This window comes from Archangium violaceum Cb vi76 (assembly GCF_000733295.1).
Taxonomy (GTDB): domain Bacteria; phylum Myxococcota; class Myxococcia; order Myxococcales; family Myxococcaceae; genus Archangium; species Archangium violaceum.
Genome location: NZ_JPMI01000298.1, coordinates 13,412 through 30,353 on the forward strand (window position 1 = coordinate 13,412; position 16,942 = coordinate 30,353).

At 68.1% G+C, this 16,942-nt stretch carries 16 protein-coding genes; 10 read left to right on the forward strand and 6 right to left on the reverse strand.

The window, feature by feature from the left end:
• The first annotated feature begins 294 nt into the window (after positions 1-294).
• The 3 genes from Q664_RS40920 to Q664_RS40930 all read left to right on the forward strand — a co-directional run bounded on the left by Q664_RS40920 (position 295) and on the right by Q664_RS40930 (position 2,782).
• Positions 295-1,368: an AAA family ATPase gene (locus Q664_RS40920; protein WP_084610765.1), complete on the forward strand. Its 1,074-nt coding sequence runs from the start codon at positions 295-297 to the stop codon at positions 1,366-1,368.
• Positions 1,365-2,180 carry a DUF3226 domain-containing protein gene (locus tag Q664_RS58470; RefSeq protein ID WP_152622628.1) on the forward strand — a complete coding sequence of 272 codons (816 nt, stop codon included), beginning with the start codon at positions 1,365-1,367 and terminating at the stop codon, positions 2,178-2,180. Before Q664_RS40920 ends, Q664_RS58470 begins: the two co-directional genes overlap by 4 nt.
• Before the next feature lie 119 nt (positions 2,181-2,299).
• On the forward strand, positions 2,300-2,782 hold the full coding sequence (locus tag Q664_RS40930) for an ureidoglycolate lyase (RefSeq protein ID WP_043409184.1): 483 nt from the start codon (positions 2,300-2,302) through the stop codon (positions 2,780-2,782).
• Between the two features lie 14 nt (positions 2,783-2,796).
• Here the strand turns inward: Q664_RS40930 and Q664_RS40935 are convergent, their stop codons facing one another.
• On the reverse strand, positions 2,797-3,414 hold the full coding sequence (locus Q664_RS40935) for a CAP domain-containing protein (protein ID WP_235217079.1): 618 nt from the start codon (positions 3,412-3,414) through the stop codon (positions 2,797-2,799).
• A gap of 199 nt (positions 3,415-3,613) precedes the next feature.
• Here Q664_RS40935 and Q664_RS40940 point away from each other — a divergent pair, with 199 nt between their 5' ends.
• From Q664_RS40940 to ureG, 5 genes are all read left to right on the forward strand, one after another.
• A complete protein-coding gene (locus Q664_RS40940) occupies positions 3,614-4,486 on the forward strand; it encodes an urease accessory protein UreD (protein ID WP_235217075.1) in 873 nt (290 codons plus the stop codon).
• Between the two features lie 92 nt (positions 4,487-4,578).
• Positions 4,579-5,346, forward strand: coding sequence for an urease subunit gamma (gene ureA / locus Q664_RS40945; protein ID WP_043409190.1), 768 nt, complete (start codon positions 4,579-4,581; stop codon positions 5,344-5,346).
• The gene (gene ureC / locus Q664_RS40950; RefSeq protein WP_043409193.1) at positions 5,343-7,058 is read left to right on the forward strand and encodes an urease subunit alpha; all 1,716 of its coding nucleotides are present in this window, start codon (positions 5,343-5,345) and stop codon (positions 7,056-7,058) included. Before ureA ends, ureC begins: the two co-directional genes overlap by 4 nt.
• A 9-nt stretch (positions 7,059-7,067) precedes the next feature.
• Complete coding sequence (locus Q664_RS40955; RefSeq protein ID WP_043409195.1) at positions 7,068-7,730, forward strand: urease accessory protein UreF; 663 nt, start codon at positions 7,068-7,070, stop codon at positions 7,728-7,730.
• An 8-nt stretch (positions 7,731-7,738) separates the two neighbouring features.
• Positions 7,739-8,476 carry an urease accessory protein UreG gene (gene ureG / locus Q664_RS40960; protein ID WP_043409197.1) on the forward strand — a complete coding sequence of 246 codons (738 nt, stop codon included), beginning with the start codon at positions 7,739-7,741 and terminating at the stop codon, positions 8,474-8,476.
• Positions 8,477-8,479: 3 nt separating this feature from the next.
• Here ureG and Q664_RS40965 read toward each other — a convergent pair whose 3' ends face one another.
• The 3 genes from Q664_RS40965 to Q664_RS40970 form a co-directional block, all read right to left on the reverse strand.
• Positions 8,480-9,280 carry a cyclase family protein gene (locus Q664_RS40965; RefSeq protein WP_084610769.1) on the reverse strand — a complete coding sequence of 267 codons (801 nt, stop codon included), beginning with the start codon at positions 9,278-9,280 and terminating at the stop codon, positions 8,480-8,482.
• Between the two features lie 30 nt (positions 9,281-9,310).
• A complete protein-coding gene (locus Q664_RS58475) occupies positions 9,311-9,484 on the reverse strand; it encodes a histone H1 (protein ID WP_152622629.1) in 174 nt (57 codons plus the stop codon).
• 133 nt (positions 9,485-9,617) lie between these two features.
• On the reverse strand, positions 9,618-11,027 hold the full coding sequence (locus Q664_RS40970; protein WP_052519293.1) for an APC family permease: 1,410 nt from the start codon (positions 11,025-11,027) through the stop codon (positions 9,618-9,620).
• Between the two features lie 250 nt (positions 11,028-11,277).
• Here Q664_RS40970 and lspA point away from each other — a divergent pair, with 250 nt between their 5' ends.
• The gene (lspA, locus tag Q664_RS40975) at positions 11,278-11,769 is read left to right on the forward strand and encodes a signal peptidase II (protein ID WP_052519294.1); all 492 of its coding nucleotides are present in this window, start codon (positions 11,278-11,280) and stop codon (positions 11,767-11,769) included.
• Positions 11,770-11,841: 72 nt separating this feature from the next.
• On the opposite strand, the gene Q664_RS40980 is transcribed toward lspA, so the two are convergent.
• A complete protein-coding gene (locus tag Q664_RS40980) occupies positions 11,842-12,456 on the reverse strand; it encodes a response regulator transcription factor (protein ID WP_043409204.1) in 615 nt (204 codons plus the stop codon).
• Complete coding sequence (locus Q664_RS40985; protein ID WP_043409206.1) at positions 12,453-14,384, reverse strand: sensor histidine kinase; 1,932 nt, start codon at positions 14,382-14,384, stop codon at positions 12,453-12,455. The genes Q664_RS40980 and Q664_RS40985 overlap by 4 nt, the downstream gene beginning before the upstream one ends.
• 485 nt (positions 14,385-14,869) lie before the next feature.
• Between Q664_RS40985 and Q664_RS40995 the strand changes: the two genes are divergently transcribed.
• A complete protein-coding gene (locus tag Q664_RS40995; protein ID WP_235217076.1) occupies positions 14,870-16,933 on the forward strand; it encodes a glycoside hydrolase family protein in 2,064 nt (687 codons plus the stop codon).
• Positions 16,934-16,942 lie beyond the last annotated feature (9 nt).

Genomic DNA, 16,942 nt, shown 5'->3' on the forward strand with positions numbered 1-16,942 from the left:
CGGACGCTCTCTGTTGCGAGCCCGCTACCTGAGGTGGGGTGGGGCCTGGCAGGCGTTGGGGCCGGGGATCTAATTCGAACGTGCGGCGGGCGCCCCCAGATGCGTTGCCATCGTCAGCAGGGCCGGAATGCCGACGATGCCTCGAACGTGCAAGTATGCGGCGAGCGTTCGGATGAGCCCGGCGAAAACACGGCGACGACCGAGAATTCGGTTGGCCTGTTCGGTGTGACCGCGTGTACCAGTCGGCGATATCGCCGATGACTGCATCTCGGCGGCGGTGGTAGATACGGGACCATGAGTGGTCTCGAAGAACTCCGTGTTGATGCGTACCGTTCGCTGAAGAGTGTGCGGCTTGAACACCTCGGTCGAATGAACCTGCTCGTCGGTGCAAACAACGCCGGAAAGACGTCGGTGCTGGAAGCGATCGGGCTCGTAGCCCGGCCGCTCGATCCGGCCCAATGGATCCAGACAGCGACGAATCGGGACGCATCCGGGCCCCTCGTCGACGGCCTTTGGGCTCTCTTCCCAACAAGTACCGCGCTCACCCTCGAAAGCGGGGATGAGACGTCTAAAGCAATCTCCATCCACGCCAATCTTGGCGATGGCAATCGACATCTCCGGTCGCACGCCATTGCTTTCGTCGAACAGTGGACTGACGTCGACCGGCTCAGCGCCGATCCTCAGAGCGACGCGGTCGTTCGAATCCACACTGACGTGAGGGTGGGGGGAGGCGCCAAAGCGATCAAGCACGAGATGGAGTTCCGGTCGACGACTCCGCGCCGAGTACCTGTTGGTGTCGGTCTTCCTCCGATTCGCGTATTCGTAATAACGCCCATCACGCACCGGTCGACTGCTCAGCTCATCACCCACCTTAGCCACGTCATCGACGAGGGCGCCAAGGAAAAGTCCGTCGAACTGCTCAAAATGTTCGACCCCAACGTGTCCGACGTGTTGATAAGCCGGCCCTTCGGACGCGACGCCATCCGTGTCCTCCATGAAAAGAGCGGGGTCGTCGATCTCGCGACTTTCGGTGATGGCATGCGACGCGCGTTCGCGATGAGCGTCGCTCTGTCGCGCGCGCGCGGCGGCATCCTGCTCGTCGATGAGATCGAATCCGGTATCCACGCGCGGGCACTTGACTCCGTCCTGCCGTGGCTCGTGCGAGCTGCTGCGGAAGCGAAGGTTCAGATCATAGCGACGACCCACAGCCTGGAGGCGATCGACGCCTCCCTCGCAGCGTTCGCGGATGCTGCACCGGAGACAGTAATCACCTACCACCTTCGGCGCACGGAGGCCGGTCATGTGTGCCGCCGGTACGACTTGGCAGGGCTGCGCGATCTGCGTGACGAGGGGCTCGACATCCGATGACTACCTACGTCTATCTCCTCACCGAAGGCGTGCACGACGTCGCATTCCTAGGAAGGCTGCTCCAAGCATCGTTGGCGTTCGAGCGGGTATCCCAAGAGAGCGATCTCGATCCGGCTTGGACGCGCATCCTTCCGACGAAATGGCCTCATGGCGGATCGTTGCGGCCCTCTGTGCCTGCTCCGAGCTTCTACCGACACCTGGGGAGCGGGATATCCGCCGCCGTTGTCAATGCTCAGGGGATCAGCGAACTCGCGAAACGGCTTAAGACGCATCGGAAGGCCCTGGATCTCGACGGCGTGAGTCTGGATGCAGTGGGAGTCGTACTCGACGCCGACGCGAAGGAAACTCCGACGCGACGGTTCAATCGAATGGCTGATGCCCTCACTGAAACCGGATTTCCTCGCCCCCCAGCCGCAGATGTTGTCGCTGGCGCCCCACGCACCGGTGTCTTCGTTCTTCCGGGTGGCGGGGCACCAGGGACGCTTGAGGACCTCCTGCTTGAGTGTTCGGGTCTTGTGTATCCGACCCTTCGCTCCCACGCAGAGCGCTTCGTCGACGGGCTTGATCGCTCCTCTGACTTCGTGGCGGACGAACTGGAGGACCTCAAAGCGCCAGCGGGTCGGCACAAGGCTGTGGTCGCGGCGATGGGGGCTATTCTAAAGCCCGGGAGGCCGATCCAAGCGACGCTTGAAGACCATCGCTGGATCGAGCCGCGCACGCTCAAGTTGCCCCGGATCTCCGCAATCCTGAAATTCCTGAGCGACCTTACCGGTGTACAACCGTCGGCCAGCGAGCCGACAAATGCGGCATGACTGTGGCCCGTTCTCCATTGCTGGGTAAGGAGAGGGTAGGAAGAACAAGAAAAACCCGTGTGTTCTTCGGCATAAGGCTCATAGCGATCATTTCCGCTGACGCGCTGGCTGGTTGATCGGTGCGTCCTCGTCCAATCGCCCCGTATGGAGACGTCGTCTCCGCGGGGCTGAAGAGCGGCACGTCGGCGAACCAGGGCACGGCGGTGCGGTTCGACTGGTCGGCCCGGCTGGAGAGTGATCGCCCGGGGGCGAAGCCGAACCTGGCGGTGTTCCGCTCGGTGCCGCAGCCGCTGCCCTTCACGGTGAAGCTGCTCGAGCACCACCCGCACTCGAGCCAGGCCTTCCTGCCCATGGTCTGCACGCGTTTCCTGGTGTGCGTCGCGCCCACGGACGCCTCGGGAGGCCCGGACGTGGAGCGGCTCGCCGCGTTCGTGTGCGGTCCGGGGCAGGGGGTGAACTACCACCGGGGCGTGTGGCACCACCCCATCATCGCGCTGGACGCCCCGGCCGAGTTCGCGATGCTCGCCTGGGAAGATGGCGGCGCGGGAGACTGCGTGGTGCGGCAGTTCCCGGAGCCGCTGCGGGTCCTCGTCGAGTTCTGAGCCCTTCGCGGCAACTACAGCGCGCCGAAGTTCTGCGTCCAGTAGCTCGCGTAGGTGCTGCCGGAGCTCCGGTAGTAGTACCCCACGCCCAGATGCTTGTAGCTGGCGCCCATGATGTTGTTGCAGTGCCCGGTGCTCTTCATCCAGCCATCCACCACCGCGCTCGGCGTGTTTTGCCCGGCGGCGATGTTCTCCGCCGCGGCACGCCAGGCGTAGCCCGCCGACGTCATGCGCTGGAACGGCGTGGAGCCGTTGGAGCCCGTGTGGCTGAAGAAGTTGTTCACGGCCATGTCCTTGGAGTGCTTGCGCGCGGAGCAGCGCAGCCGCGTGTCCAGGGTGAGCGCGGGCACGGGGGGCTTGGCCACGCCCCCGCATGTGGCGCCCGCCGCGCGCTTCTGGTTCACCAGCGTGAGCACCTGGTTCTCGAAGTCGGTCCAGCCCTGGGTCCAGGTGGTCACGTCATCGCAGTAGGCCAGGGCCGAGACCGTGCGCTCCTCCGCCGGAGCCTCACTCCGCACGCTCTCGCCGATCACTCCCTCGGACGTCGTCTCGGCACATAGCTCCGGACACTCCTCGGCGGGCTCCTCACCCCCTCCACCACCCCCATCCCCACCACAGCCCGCCATCAGCACCGCGCTCAACAGAACAGAGACTCCTCGGTTCATTCGCATCACGTCACCGTTCTTTCTTTTCGATGTGTTGTCCAGCGACAGACCCCGCCGCGCGCTCAGGCCGCCCGGAGAGGTAGCAGTCCTGTATTCCATGATTCATCATGAATCCAGGTCTGGCTATTCTCGCGGGTTGAGAGAAGGATTGGAGATCCCGGCTCGCATGCGGCAGGCTCGTGTGCCGATGATCGCCAGTGAGCACACGCCGCCCCTCGAAGTGCCCCGGATCCGTCGAGCGGGAAGCGCGAGGCTCGCCTTCGAGCGCGTGGGGAACCGGACCGTGGTGCGCACCGCGCTCGCGCACAGTCCCTTGCGGTTGCTGACGCCGCGCAACCACGGGCATGCCGCCTGGGTCTACACCAGCTCGCTCGGAGGGGGACTGGTGGATGGGGACCACCTCACCGTGGACCTGGACGTCGCCGAGGGGGCCGCCGCGCTGGTGTCCAGCCAGGGCTCCACGCGCGTCTACCGCTCGCCGCGTGGCTGCCGCAGTGAGCTGTCCGCCCGTGTGGCGCCGGGCGCGTTGCTCGCGTGGGTGCCGGATCCCACCATGTGCTTCACGGGCGCCCGGTACACGCAGAGCCAGGACATCCAGCTCGCCCCGGGTGCCTCGCTCATCCTGATGGAGCTGCTCACCGCCGGCCGCAGCGCCGCCGGAGAACGCTGGGCCTTCACGCACTACACGTCCTCGCTCCGGGTCCACCGCGAGGGCAGGGCGTTGATCGATGAGCGCTGGCTGCTCGACCCGGCCCATGGCGTGCTGCCCGAGCGCCTCGGCCGCTTCGACGCGCTGGGGACCGTGGTCCTCGTGGGGCCCGCGTTGGACTCGGCCCGCGAGGCGCTCGCCGCACACGTGGGCTCCCTGCCCGTGAAGCCCCGCTCCGGGCTCGTCTGCTCCGTGAGCCCGCTCGGACCCGACGCCCTGGTGCTCCGCGCGGCGGCCACCTCCGCCGAGGCGCTGGTGCGCACCAGCCGCGAGTGGCTGTCCTTCCTGCCCTCGCTGCTCGGGGACGATCCCTGGGTTCGCCGGGGGTGAGTCTCGTTCTCGCTGGCCGAGAATGACGCATCGCGCTAGGGTGGCCGCTGGCCGGTCCAGGCTCAGTGCTGGGCGGCCCACCCGGAGGGGCGATGCACCTGTCACCGCGTGAGATCGACAAGCTGCTGCTGCACGGCGCGGGCTTCCTGGCCCAGAAGCGTCTGGCGCGGGGCCTGCGGCTCAACTACCCCGAGTCCGTGGCGCTCATCGCCACCCAACTCCTGGAGCTCATCCGTGACGGCCGGAGCGTGGCCGAGCTGATGGACCTGGGACGGAAGTTGCTGGGGCGCGCGCAGGTGATGGAGGGCGTGCCGGAGATGGTGGCCGAGGTGCAGGTGGAGGGCACCTTCCCGGACGGCTCGAAGCTGGTGACGGTGCACCACCCCATCGAGGCCGAGCACGGCGATCTGTCGCTGGCGCTCTACGGCAGCTTCCTCCCGGTGCCGCCGCTGGAGCGCTTCCAGCGGGCGCCCCAGCAGGAGGAGGTCCGGCCGGGTGAGGTGCTGGTGCAGCCGGGCGAGCTGGTGCTCAACGAGGGCCGGGACACCGTCACGCTGGAGATCACCAACCGGGGAGACCGTCCGGTGCAGGTGGGCAGCCACTACCCGTTCTTCGAGACGAACCGGGCGCTCGTGTTCGATCGGGCGAAGGCGTACGGGAGGCGGCTGGACATCCCGGCGGGGACGGCGGTGCGCTTCGAGCCCGGGGAGAAGAAGACGGTGTCGCTGGTGGCCATCGCCGGGGCGAGGGTGGTGTGGGGCGGCAACGCGTTGGGCTCGGGGCCGGTGACGCCGGAGAACCAGGAGCGCGCCCTGGCCGAGGTGGCCGCGCGGGGCTTCGGACACGAGGAGGGCGCATGAGCCGGAAGATGGATCGCCGTCACTACGCGGACATGTTCGGTCCCACGACGGGGGACCGGGTGCGGCTGGGGGACACGGGGCTGGTGGCGCAGGTGGAGAAGGACCTCACCGTGTACGGGGACGAGTGCAAGTTCGGCGGCGGCAAGGTGCTGCGCGACGGCATGGGCCAGAAGTCCGGGGTGGGGGATGCCGAGGCGCTCGACTGCGTCATCACCAACGCGCTCATCGTCGACTGGTCGGGCATCTACAAGGCGGACATCGGCATCAAGGCGGGGCGGATCATCGGCATTGGCAAGGCGGGCAACCCGGACGTGATGGCGGGGGTGACGCCGGGCATGGTGGTGGGCGTCACCACCGAGGCCATCGCGGGCGAGGGGCTCATCGTCACGGCGGGCGGCATCGACTCGCACATCCACTTCATCTGCCCTCAGCAGGCGGACGAGGCGATCGCCAGTGGCATCACCACCTGGGTGGGCGGAGGCACGGGGCCGGCCACGGGGACGAATGCCACCACCTGCACGCCCGGCGCGTGGAACATCCGGCGCATGCTGCAGGCCACGGACAACATTCCGCTCAACATCGGCCTCACCGGCAAGGGAAACACCTCGCGCCCCGAGGGCCTGTTGGAGCAGATCGCCGCGGGCGCCATCGGCCTGAAGCTGCACGAGGATTGGGGCACCACGCCGGCCACCATCGACAACTGCCTGTCGGTGGCCGAGGGCGAGGACGTGCAGATCACCATCCACACGGACACGCTGAACGAGTCCGGCTTCGTGGATGACTCGATCGCCGCGTTCAAGGGGCGGACCATCCACACGTACCACTCGGAGGGAGCGGGAGGCGGGCATGCGCCGGACATCATCCGGGTGTGCGGCCAGCCGAACGTGCTGCCGAGCTCGACGAACCCCACGCGGCCGTACACGGTGAACACGCTGGACGAGCACCTGGACATGCTCATGGTGTGTCACCACCTGGACCGGGAGATTCCCGAGGACGTGGCCTTCGCCGAGAGCCGCATCCGGGGAAGCACGATCGCGGCGGAGGACATCCTGCACGACCTGGGGGCCATCAGCATGATGTCCTCGGACAGCCAGGCGATGGGGCGGGTGGGGGAGGTCATCACCCGCACGTGGCAGACGGCGCACAAGATGCGGGAGCAGCGGGGACGTCTGCGCGAGGAGACGGGAGACAACGACAACCTGCGCATCCGCCGCTACGTGGCCAAGTACACCATCAACCCGGCGATCGCCCACGGATTGGCGCACGAGGTGGGAGCGGTGCAGGTGGGCATGCTGGCGGACCTGGTGCTGTGGCGGCCGGCCTTCTTCGGCATCCGCCCGGAGCTGGTGGTGAAGGGCGGTTTCATCGCCTGGGCGCAGATGGGAGACCCGGGGGCGTCGATTCCCACGCCGCAGCCCTTCTACATGCGGCCGCAGTTCGGAGCGCGGGGCCATGCGTTGGGCGCCACGAGCATCGCCTTCGTCTCGGGCCGAGCGCTGGCCGAGGGGACGGTGCGGGGATTGGGGTTGTCCAAGCAGCTCTCCGGGGTGAAGCGGTGCCGGGGGATCGGCAAGCGGGACATGAAGCTCAACGACGCGCTGCCGGTGCTCACGGTGGACCCGGAGACGTACGAGGTGCGCGCGGATGGCGAGCTGCTGACCTGCGAGCCCGCCGTCCGGTTGCCGCTGGCGCAGCGCTACTCGCTCTTCTGAGGGACGGACATGGGCTCCGCGTGGAGGGTGCTGCAGCTGGCCGACTCGGGCTTCCCCACGGGAGGCTTCGCGCACTCGGGAGGCCTGGAGGCGGCGGTACAGCAGGGCGAGGTGCGCGAGCGCGAGAGCCTGGAGCGCTTCGTGCGCGAGCTGCTGTGGCAGACGGGGCACGGGGCGCTGCCCCTGTTGGGAGCGGCCTGGCGTGAGCCCTCCACGTTGGGCGCGTTGGATGCCCGCGCGGACGCCTTCCTCACCAACCATGTGGCCAACCGGGCGAGCCGCACACAGGGGCGGGCCTTCCTGGACACGTGTGCGCGCATCTTTCCCGGACCGGTGGGGCCGTTGCGGCAGGCGGCGCGGGAGGCCAGGGTTCGCTACCACCACGCGCCCCTGTTCGGCGCGGTGCTGCGGGTGCTGGACGTCGAGCTGTCCGACGCGCAGCAGCTCCTGTTGTCCCTCACGCTGCGCGGGGCGCTGTCCGCGGCGGTGAGAATTGGGATCGTCGGCACGCACGAGTCCCACCAGATGCAGAACCGGTGCGCGCCCCTGCTGGACTCGGTGCTGGAGACGTGTGCCGGGCTGGGGGTGGAGTCACTGGCGCAGACGTCGCCCTTGATGGACCTGCTCGGCTCCACGCACGACAGGCTCTACTCACGGTTGTTCCTTTCCTGAGGTGAACCATGCACGACGACCACCGTGGCCACGGCCATGACGACGACCATGACCACACGCATGAGGAGTGGGACCACCCGGGCCACTTCCACGAGCGCGAGCAGTCCGAGCGGCGCGACTACGCGGCGAGGGCCTTCACGATTGGCATTGGAGGGCCGGTGGGGAGCGGGAAGACGGCGCTGGTGCTGGCGCTGTGCCGGGAGCTGAGGGAGCGCTACCGGTTGGGCGTGGTGACCAACGACATCTTCACGCAGGAGGACGCGGAGTTCCTGGTGCGCAACAAGGCGCTCTCGCCCGAGCGCATCAAGGCGGTGGAGACGGGCGGCTGCCCGCACGCGGCGATTCGCGAGGACATCAGCCACAACCTGCTGGCGCTCGAGGAGCTGATGGAGGCGCTGAAGCCGGAGCTGCTGATTGTCGAGAGTGGGGGAGACAACCTGGCGGCGCAGTACAGCCGGGAGCTGGCGGACTACACGGTGTACGTGATCGACGTGGCGGGCGGGGACAAGGTGCCGCGCAAGGGCGGGCCGGGCATCACCCAGTCGGACCTGCTGATCATCAACAAGACGGACCTGGCGCCGCACGTGGGCGCGGACCTGTCGGTGATGGATCGCGACGCGCGGAAGATGCGCGGGGACGGGCCCTTCGTCTTCACGCAGGTGACGAAGGGCGTGGGGCTGCGGGAGGTGGTCGATCACCTGCTCGGAGCGTGGCGCAAGGCCACGGGCGCCACGCTCCGCACCTGATGTCTAACGGTTCTCCTGGGGAATGAAGGCCAGCACGCGCGCGGGGCTGCCACTGCCGCCCTGCACGGCTACCGGCTGCACGACGACGTAGGCCCCATTGGCCGGCAGGGCGGAGAGGTCCGCGAGGTTTTCGATGTGATAGCCGCCACCCGATAGGAAGTGCCGGTGCTGCTCGAACGTCTTGCTCGGCCCCGGGTCCGTCGAGAGCGTGTCGATGCCAATGCCGCGCACCTGACGAGTGTTCAGCAATTGGCTCGCGGCCATGGAGACTCCGGGGAAGTGCATCACGCCGGAGGCGTCCGCATTGCCGTAGCGCGCCGCATCCGGCCAGCGCGAGGCCCAGCCGGTGCGGATGAGCACGATGTGCTGGGGCTTCAGCGCACCATGCTGCCGCTCCCAGGCCTCGAGGTCCTCCACCGTCACTTCGTAGTCCGCGTTCTGCGCGGCCTTGTCCGAGACGTCCACCACGGCGGCCGGGCCCGCCAGAGACTCCACTGGGATCTGGTCCACCGTCTTCGCACCGGCGGCGAAATGGGCCGGAGCGTCCACATGCGTCCCCGTGTGCTCGCCCACCGTGAAGTCGCGGATGTAGTACCCGTCCTTCTCGACGGTGCCCTTGAGCTTCGCGGACATCAGCGTGCCCCCGGGATAGACAGGCATCCGCTCCGTGAGGGGATGGCTGATGTCGACGACGCGGGTACGCGCCATCGTATCGGCGAGGCTGGTCCGTCCAGACTGGGTGGCGCACCCACCGAGCAACAGCGTCAGCGGCAATGCGAGTTTCTTCCAGGACATGTCGTTCATGGCCGGAACATATCCTGGCTGATGTCCGGGTTACTTGCCGGACTTACGGCGCGCTGGGCTCTTCCTTGGCGTGGCCTTCTTCTTGTCGTCGTCCGTGGCTCCGCTGGGCAGAAGGATCCTCGCCGGACTCTTCTTCGACACGGCCTTCTTCGCCTTGGAGGGGGCCTTCACCTGCTTCTTCGCTGCTTTCGTTCGAGTCGCCATGGTGGGATGGAGTGTAGCCCGTCCACCATGTGGACCCCGAGCCCCCGGCACGCCGCGCGGCCGGAAGGCGCCCCGTGCTCCTGCAAGAGCACCCCTGAAAGAACTGACGTACCCGGCCGCTAGCCCGTGCGCCTCAGCCTTCGCCGCCGGCCTGTGCGCTCATTTGGGGCGCGCTCTTCCCCACGGACGTGCGGTGCCGCCAGAAGAAGAAGACCGGGACGCCGGCGAGCAGGAGCAGCGCCCCCTTGAGTGCGTTGGCGGGGTTCGACGCGATGGACCCGATGACGACGTAGGCGGCGGCCGCGATGAAGAGCAGCGGGGTGATGGGGTAGCCGGGAACCCGATATCGCGCTCGCGGCACGCTGCCCGCACGCTCGCGTGCGCGATAGACGAAGAGCGTGGCCGCCGTGGCGCCAAAGACGAGCCAGTCGGCGAAGACGACGGAGTCGAGCAGGTCGCCGTAGGTCCCGGAGAGGGTGAGGACAATGGCCCAGGCCGCCTGGAACACGATGGCGGACGTGGGAGTGCGGTAGCGGGGATGTAGCCGGGCGAGTCGCGGGAAGAAGAGCCCATCCGCCGCCATGGCCTGGTAGACGCGCGGTGAGACGAGGATGACCAGGTTCAGGAATCCGAACGTGGACACCGCGATGCCCGCCGTGATGAACGTCCGGCCTCCGGGTCCGAGCAGTTGTCCGAGCGCGTCCGCCGCGGGAGCGCTGCTCGCCGCGAGCCCCTCCGCACCGAGCGTGCGCAGGTAGGTGAGGTTGGCGAGGAGGTAGACCGTCACCACGGCGATGACGCCGAGGAGCAGCGCGCGTGGCAGGTTGCGCTCGGGGTCGATCATCTCCTCGGCCACGAAGTTGGTCTGCTGCCAGCCGCCGTAGCTGAAGAGAACGGGGACCAGTGCCGCGCCCACGGCCAGTCCGAGTGAGTCCGGCATGGCGGTGGAAGCGCCGACGGCTGTCTCCGGCGTCACTCTGGCCAGCAGAAGCCCGGCACCGCAGAGCACCGCGAGCGCCACCAGCTTCAGGAGCGTGAACACATTCTGGGTGAGCGCTCCGAGCCTCACTCCGACGTAGTTGATGCCCGAGAGCAGGACGATGGCGCCCACCGCGAGCGGAAGCCGGGCCGTGTCCGGCAGCGCGAGCAGCGCGACCGTGTAGCTCGCGAAGGCCACCGCCACCGCCGCGACTGCTCCGGTGGCGATGATGAGCAGCAGGCCCCAGGCGTTGAGGAAGGCCGGCAGCGGTCCGAAGGCATCGCGAAGGTAGACGTAGCTGCCACCCGCCTTCGGGGCGCGCTGACCGAGCTCGCCGTAGACGAAGGCCCCGATCAGCGCCACCACCCCGCCGAGCACCCAGACGCCCAGGGTGAGCTCCGGTGTGTGGACCCGCTGCGCGACGATGGAGGGGTTGAGGAAGATGCCCGAGCCGATGATGCCGCCGATGACGAGCATGACGCCCGAGAAGAGCCCGACCCGTCGCGAGTACCCGGCCTGGTCCTCCACGACGCCGCGCGGCCCTGCTTCGTGTTGTTCGTCCATGAGGGCCCTCGGGTCCGGACGTGAGCTTATCCGAGCGGGGCCCTCGAGGGCAGACGCAGCGCGGGGTCTCGAAGGTGCCGCCAGACCCATGGTTCCGGATGGCTCGGTGCTCACCGGGGGTTCCCGACGCCACGCAGCACGCGGCCATCAGCCGCGTCCTCCAACTCAGCCGGACACGGTGGATGGGGCAGGGCAAGTCTGGCATCCTCGGAGGATGAATCCATGGGCCCGTCGGTATCGACTCACGCTCGTGTCGCTGGTCCTCGCGGGGACGGTGGGCTGCGATCAGGCCACCAAGCAACTGGCCATCTCGCAACTCCGCGATGAGCCCACCCGGAGCTTCCTGGGCGGGCTCCTGCGGCTCACTTTCGCCGAGAATCCCGGCGCCTTCCTGAGCCTCGGCGGCGGCCTTCCTCACGCCGTGCGATTCTGGCTGTTCATCGCGGCAGTGGGCGTGCTCCTCCTCGCTACGCTGGTCTACCTCGTGATGAGCCGCCGGCTCGAGCCTCTCCAGTCCGCGGCGCTCGCCCTGATCGTTGGAGGTGGACTGAGCAACTGGTTCGACCGTCTGGTGAACGATGGACGTGTCGTGGACTTCATGAACCTCGGCATCGGCTCCCTGCGCACGGGCATCTTCAACGTGGCGGACGTGGCCCTCATGTTCGGCGCTGGACTGCTGCTCCTGGCGGGGTGGCGAGCGAACAACCCTGAAGCACGCCAGGGGGGCTCTGGCCAGGGATGAAGCTCATGCCGCCACGGCCCACGGGCATCACGGCGAACCCGTCATTGGACCTGGTACCTGCACAGCGCGGGCTCAGCCCTGGCCCAGGCGGTCCACGAACCGCACCAACTCCGCCACCGAGTCCACGTCCAGCTTCTGGATGAGGCGGGCGCGGTGCACCTTGATGGTCTTCTCGGTGGTGCCCAGCCGCTGGGCGACCTCCTTGTTGGTCAGCCCCTGGGCCACCAGCGCGCATACCTCGCGCTCGCGGGGAGTGAGGACCGCATGACGGGCATGCAGCGCGGCTGTCTCGGCTCGGCCGGCGCGGGCAGCCGCGTCCTTGAGCAAGGCCTGGGAGATGGCGCCCAGCAGTTGTTGCTCATCAAAGGGCTTCAGGAGGAAGTCCACGGCGCCGGCCTTCATGGCCCTGACGCTGGCCGGCACATCCCCGTGGCCGGAGATGAAGATGACAGGCAGGTGGCAGTCCTTGGACTCCATGGCCTGCTGCAGCTCCAGCCCGTTCAGCCCCGGCATCCGCAAGTCCAGCACGGCGCAGCCCGGCGTGTCCCCGGACAGCTGCGCGAGGAACTCGGAGGGCGAGGCGAAGGGCCTCGTGGCATGGCCGGCGGCCCGCAGCAGCCGCCCCAGCCCCCGCAGCACGGACTCATCGTCGTCCACGAGGAAGATGGTGGCGGGGGCTTGTGTCATGGCGAGGACTCCGTGTGCGCCGCGGGAAGCACGCACCGTAGCAGAGCCCCCTGCCCCGGAGGGCTCTCGGCTTGCAAACGGCCGCCGTGCGCCTCGACGATGGAGCGGCTGATGGACAGCCCCATGCCCAGCCCGTGCTTCTTGGTGGTGTAGAAGGGTTCGAAGATGAGGGACAGCCGTGACGGCTCGATCCCTCCTCCCGAGTCCTGCACGCTCAGCTCCACCTGTCCCGGGCGTGGCGAGGCGGTGTGGACCTGCAGCTGACGCTGGCCCACGGGGACATCGGCCATGGCATCCATGGCGTTGATGAGCAGGTTGAGCACCACCTGTTGGAGCTGGATTCCGTCCCCCTGGACGGCGGGCAGCGACGGGGCCAGCGCCAACCGCAGGGTCGCGCCGCGCAGGTGCATGTCGTTGGCCAGCAGGCGAGCCACCTCGCGCACCAGCTCATTGAGCGAGTGGAGCTCCTGCAGGGGCTCCCCCCGCTTGAGCAGCGCGCGCATGCGGTGAATGACTTCGCCCGCGCGTTTGTCGTCGGAGATGATGTCCCCGAGGGCCTCGCGCACCTCGTCCAGCTCCGCGGGGTTGGCGTTCAGCAGGCGGCGTGCGGCCTGGGCGTTGCTGAGGATGGCGGCCAGGGGCTGGTTGAGCTCATGAGCCAGGGAGGCGGCCAGCTCGCCCAGGGCGGCCACCCGGCTCACGTGGGCCAGCTGATCCAGGGTTCGACGCGCCTCTATCTCCGCGAGCTTCTCCAGGCGTTGGCGCTCGAGGAGCTCGGCCTGGGCTCGCATGCGGCGGCGGCGCTCCACCACGAGCCCCCCGGCCACCAGGGCCTGCAGGCCGCTGAGCGTCAGGGCCCCCAGGAGCCACCAGCGGTAGCGCTCCCAGAGCGTGGGCTCGTCGAAGGCGAGCCGCACCCCGGGAGGCACCCGCTCGCGGGGGATGCCCCAGCGCCGCAGCGCGCGGGCATCGACCGTCAGCGTGTCCACGGGGGCCGGCTTCAGGGGCGTGAGGAATTCCTCCTGCTCTCCGCGCAACACACGGGAGGTGAGCATGCCCAGTTGTTGGCCCACGGCCTCGTAGCTGACGAGCGCTCCGCCGACGAATCCCAGACCCAGGACGGTGTCGTGGAGGGCGAAGCAGGGCCGGTTGCTGGAGGAGAGCCACATGCGTGCGATCTCGCGCCCCACGAAGGGTCTCCCGCTGGGATCGGTCATGAAGGTGAAGGTGAGGACCGTGGTGTCGTCCGGCAGGGTCCTCGCGCGCTCGAGCAGCTCGGCCAGCGGCAGGTTGCTCAGGTCGATGAACTCCAGCCCCCGCTGTGCCAGCAGCGGTTGCAGCTCTCGCACCATCTGCTCCTGCCGAGCGCGCTCCCAGGGACTGGAGCCGTTGACGAGCGCCAGCCTCCGTGTGCCAGGCAGCAGCCGCAGGGCCAGCTCCGCGGTGGCCCTCATGTCATAATGCAACCAGAGGCCCGCCACCCGCTCCGGGCGAGGCTGCTGCTCCCAGAGCCGCTCGTCCTCGGAGAGGACGATCATCGGAATATCCGGCCACAGCTCCCGGCGCAGTTGCAGGGCCACCTGGATGGCGTCGGAGCGGAAGGCGATGAGGGCATCCGGCCGGCGCTCCCGGTACTTGGCCAGATACCAGGTGTGCAGGGCGTGTGTGTAGGCAGGCCCGCGGGCCCAACCCAGATCCAGGCTCTCGACATCCACGGAGAGCGGGCCGTCCTGGGCCTCCCACAAGGAGGAGCGGAGACTGGCGACGAGCGTCGCCATGGCGGGCAGCGCCGTATCCTCGGGAATGAGCAGGAGCACGGACTTTCCAGCCGGACTCGCCTCCTGGGCCACCGCCTGGGTGGGCAGCAGCGATAGGAGGCAGAAGACAAAGACCATGCGCCAGGACGGGGTGGACACTTTGAACCGCATGAGGAGTATCAGGAGGAGACGAAGAACCAGGCAGGCCCAGGTTGGGGTGCTCCTGGCTGGGCGGCGAGCGAACAACGCTGGAGAACGCCGGGGGGACGATGCGGCCGAGCTGCGCACGCGTGGCCGGGTCCACGTGGCTGCTCTGGGAGAAGGCCAGCTCCTGGAAGTCCAATTCGAGCAGCCCGCGCTCGATGACGAGCTCGCGCAGTATCCCGGAGTCAGGGGAGCCGTTGGAGTACTGGAGGGCGTAGCGGGTGATGGGTTCATGAGTGGGCGTTCTCCCTCCCACCCGGCCAATGGCGGATGGGGCCGCACACGCCATCTTGCTCGCTCTTCCTCCTCGAGGTGACGCAATGAACAGGCGCGTAACATCAAGACCTGAGGCTCTTCTGCTGTGGGGACTTTTCTGTGCACTTCTGGCGGGTCCGGCGGGCGCCTTCGACGGAGCAGCGGCGGGACGGGTCATCCAGGTCGCCCAGCGGAAGGTGGCACGGACGGCGGCGATGACTCCCGTGGGCCAGTACCCCAAGAGCTCGAGGCCGGATGGGACATGGTTGCTCGTCCCCGCCACCGACATGATTGGCTGGACGCAGGGCTTCTTCCCTGGCGAGAACTGGCTGCTGTACGAGCAGTCGCGCACGCCCGACTGGAGGACGCGGGCCGAGGCCTGGACGCGGCCGCTCGAGGTCCAGCAATGCAACATGCAGACGCACGATCTGGGCTTCAAGTTCATGCCCAGCTACGGCCTCGCGTACCAACTGACGGGAGATACCTATTACAAACAGGTGCTGCTGACGGCGGCTGGGGCGCTGGCCTCCCGTTACAACCCCCGGGTCGACATCATCAGTTGCTGTGATTGGAACCCGGACTGGCACCTGCCGATGGTCGCCGACACCCTGGTGGACCTGGAGTTGCTCCTGTGGGGCGCCCGGAACGGGGGACAGGTGGGCTGGCGCGACATGGCGCTCAACCATGCCCTGCGCGACCTGGCGGACATCGTGCGCCCGGATGGGAGCACCTTCCACGTCGTGGACTACGACCCGAACACCGGCGCCCAGCTCTTCCGAGGTACCTTCCAGGGGTATTCCAACACCTCCACCTGGGCCCGCGGGCAGGCCTGGAACGTGTATGGCTTCACCATGCTCTACCGCTACACGCATGACCCGCGCATGCTGGAGGCCGCCCAGCGGGTCACCGACTACTACCTGAGCCGGCTGCCCGCGGACGCCGTTCCCAACTGGGACTTCGACGCGCCCAACCTCCAGAAGGACTCCTCGGCGGCCGCCATCGTCGCCTCGGCGCTCCTGGAGCTGAGCAACTACGTGCCGGATGCGAGCAGGCAGTCGATGTACTGGAACGCGGCCCTGCGGATGCTCGACTCGCTCAGCTCCCCGGCCTACCTGGACTCGACGGACACCACCCCGGGACTCCTCCTGCATGGCGTGGGCCACCTGCCCGCCGGCCAGGAGGTGGATGTGAATCTCATCTACGGGGACTACTACTTCCTCGAGGCCGTGCGCCGCTTCCAGCGGCAGACGCGTCCTCCCTCCGCGAGCGATTGGTACTCGAAGCTCGACTTCGCCGCGGCCACGCACGCCCTGGGCAGCGGCAACACCGGCACCGTCACAGTGCGGTTCGATGTGACGCCCCTGGATGCGCCGCTCGACTCCGTCATCGGCTACGCGGACAGCTCCACCACCGTCACCGCCTTCTCGCAGCTCTCCATGCTCATCCGCATGAACGCGAGCGGTTTCTTCGACGTGCGCAACGGGGCGCTCTACGCCGCCGCCAACCCCGTCCCCTATGTCCCCCTCTCCACCTACCACTTCCGCATGGTGGCCGACCTCCCCGCCCAGAGGTACAGCGTCTGGGTGACTCCGCCGGGTGGCACGGAAGTCCTCCTGGCGGACCGCTTCAGCTTCCGCACGGGCGCTCCGCCGATGGATGACCTCGGAAAGGTCCTCACCAAGAGTGGCTTCGTCGACAATGAGTACCGCGTGTCCGGCCACACCGTCGTGGGCAGCGCGGGCAGCGTCTGGTTCTCGAAGCCGGGCTTCTACGCGGGCACGCGCAGCCTGGGTCCCGGGCACACCGGCATCCAGATGATCGACTTCGACGTGACTCCCCGGAGCAACAACATCGACGGTGTCATCGGCTACGCCGACAGCTCCGCCACCGTCGTGTCGCGCTCCGAGCTGGCGATGCACCTGCGCCTGAATCCGGCGGGCTTCATCGACGCGCACAACGGCACCCGCTACGCCGCCGCGGCCTCCGTGCCCTATACGGCCAACAGCACCTACCACATCCGCATCCTGGCCAATCTCCCTGCCCAGAGGTACAGCGTGTGGGTCCGCTCTCCGGGAGGACCCGAGGTGCTGCTCGCGGATCGCTTCGTCTTCCGCGCCGAGGCGCCCGTGATGGATGACATCGGGCAGCTCTCGCTCAAGAGCACGCTCGACAGCGAGTTCTCGGTCGCGGGCCATACGATGGTACCCGTCACGGGCCTCCTCCCGCCGGAGGAAGAACAGCCCCCCGCGCCAGGGAAGTAGACGCCATCT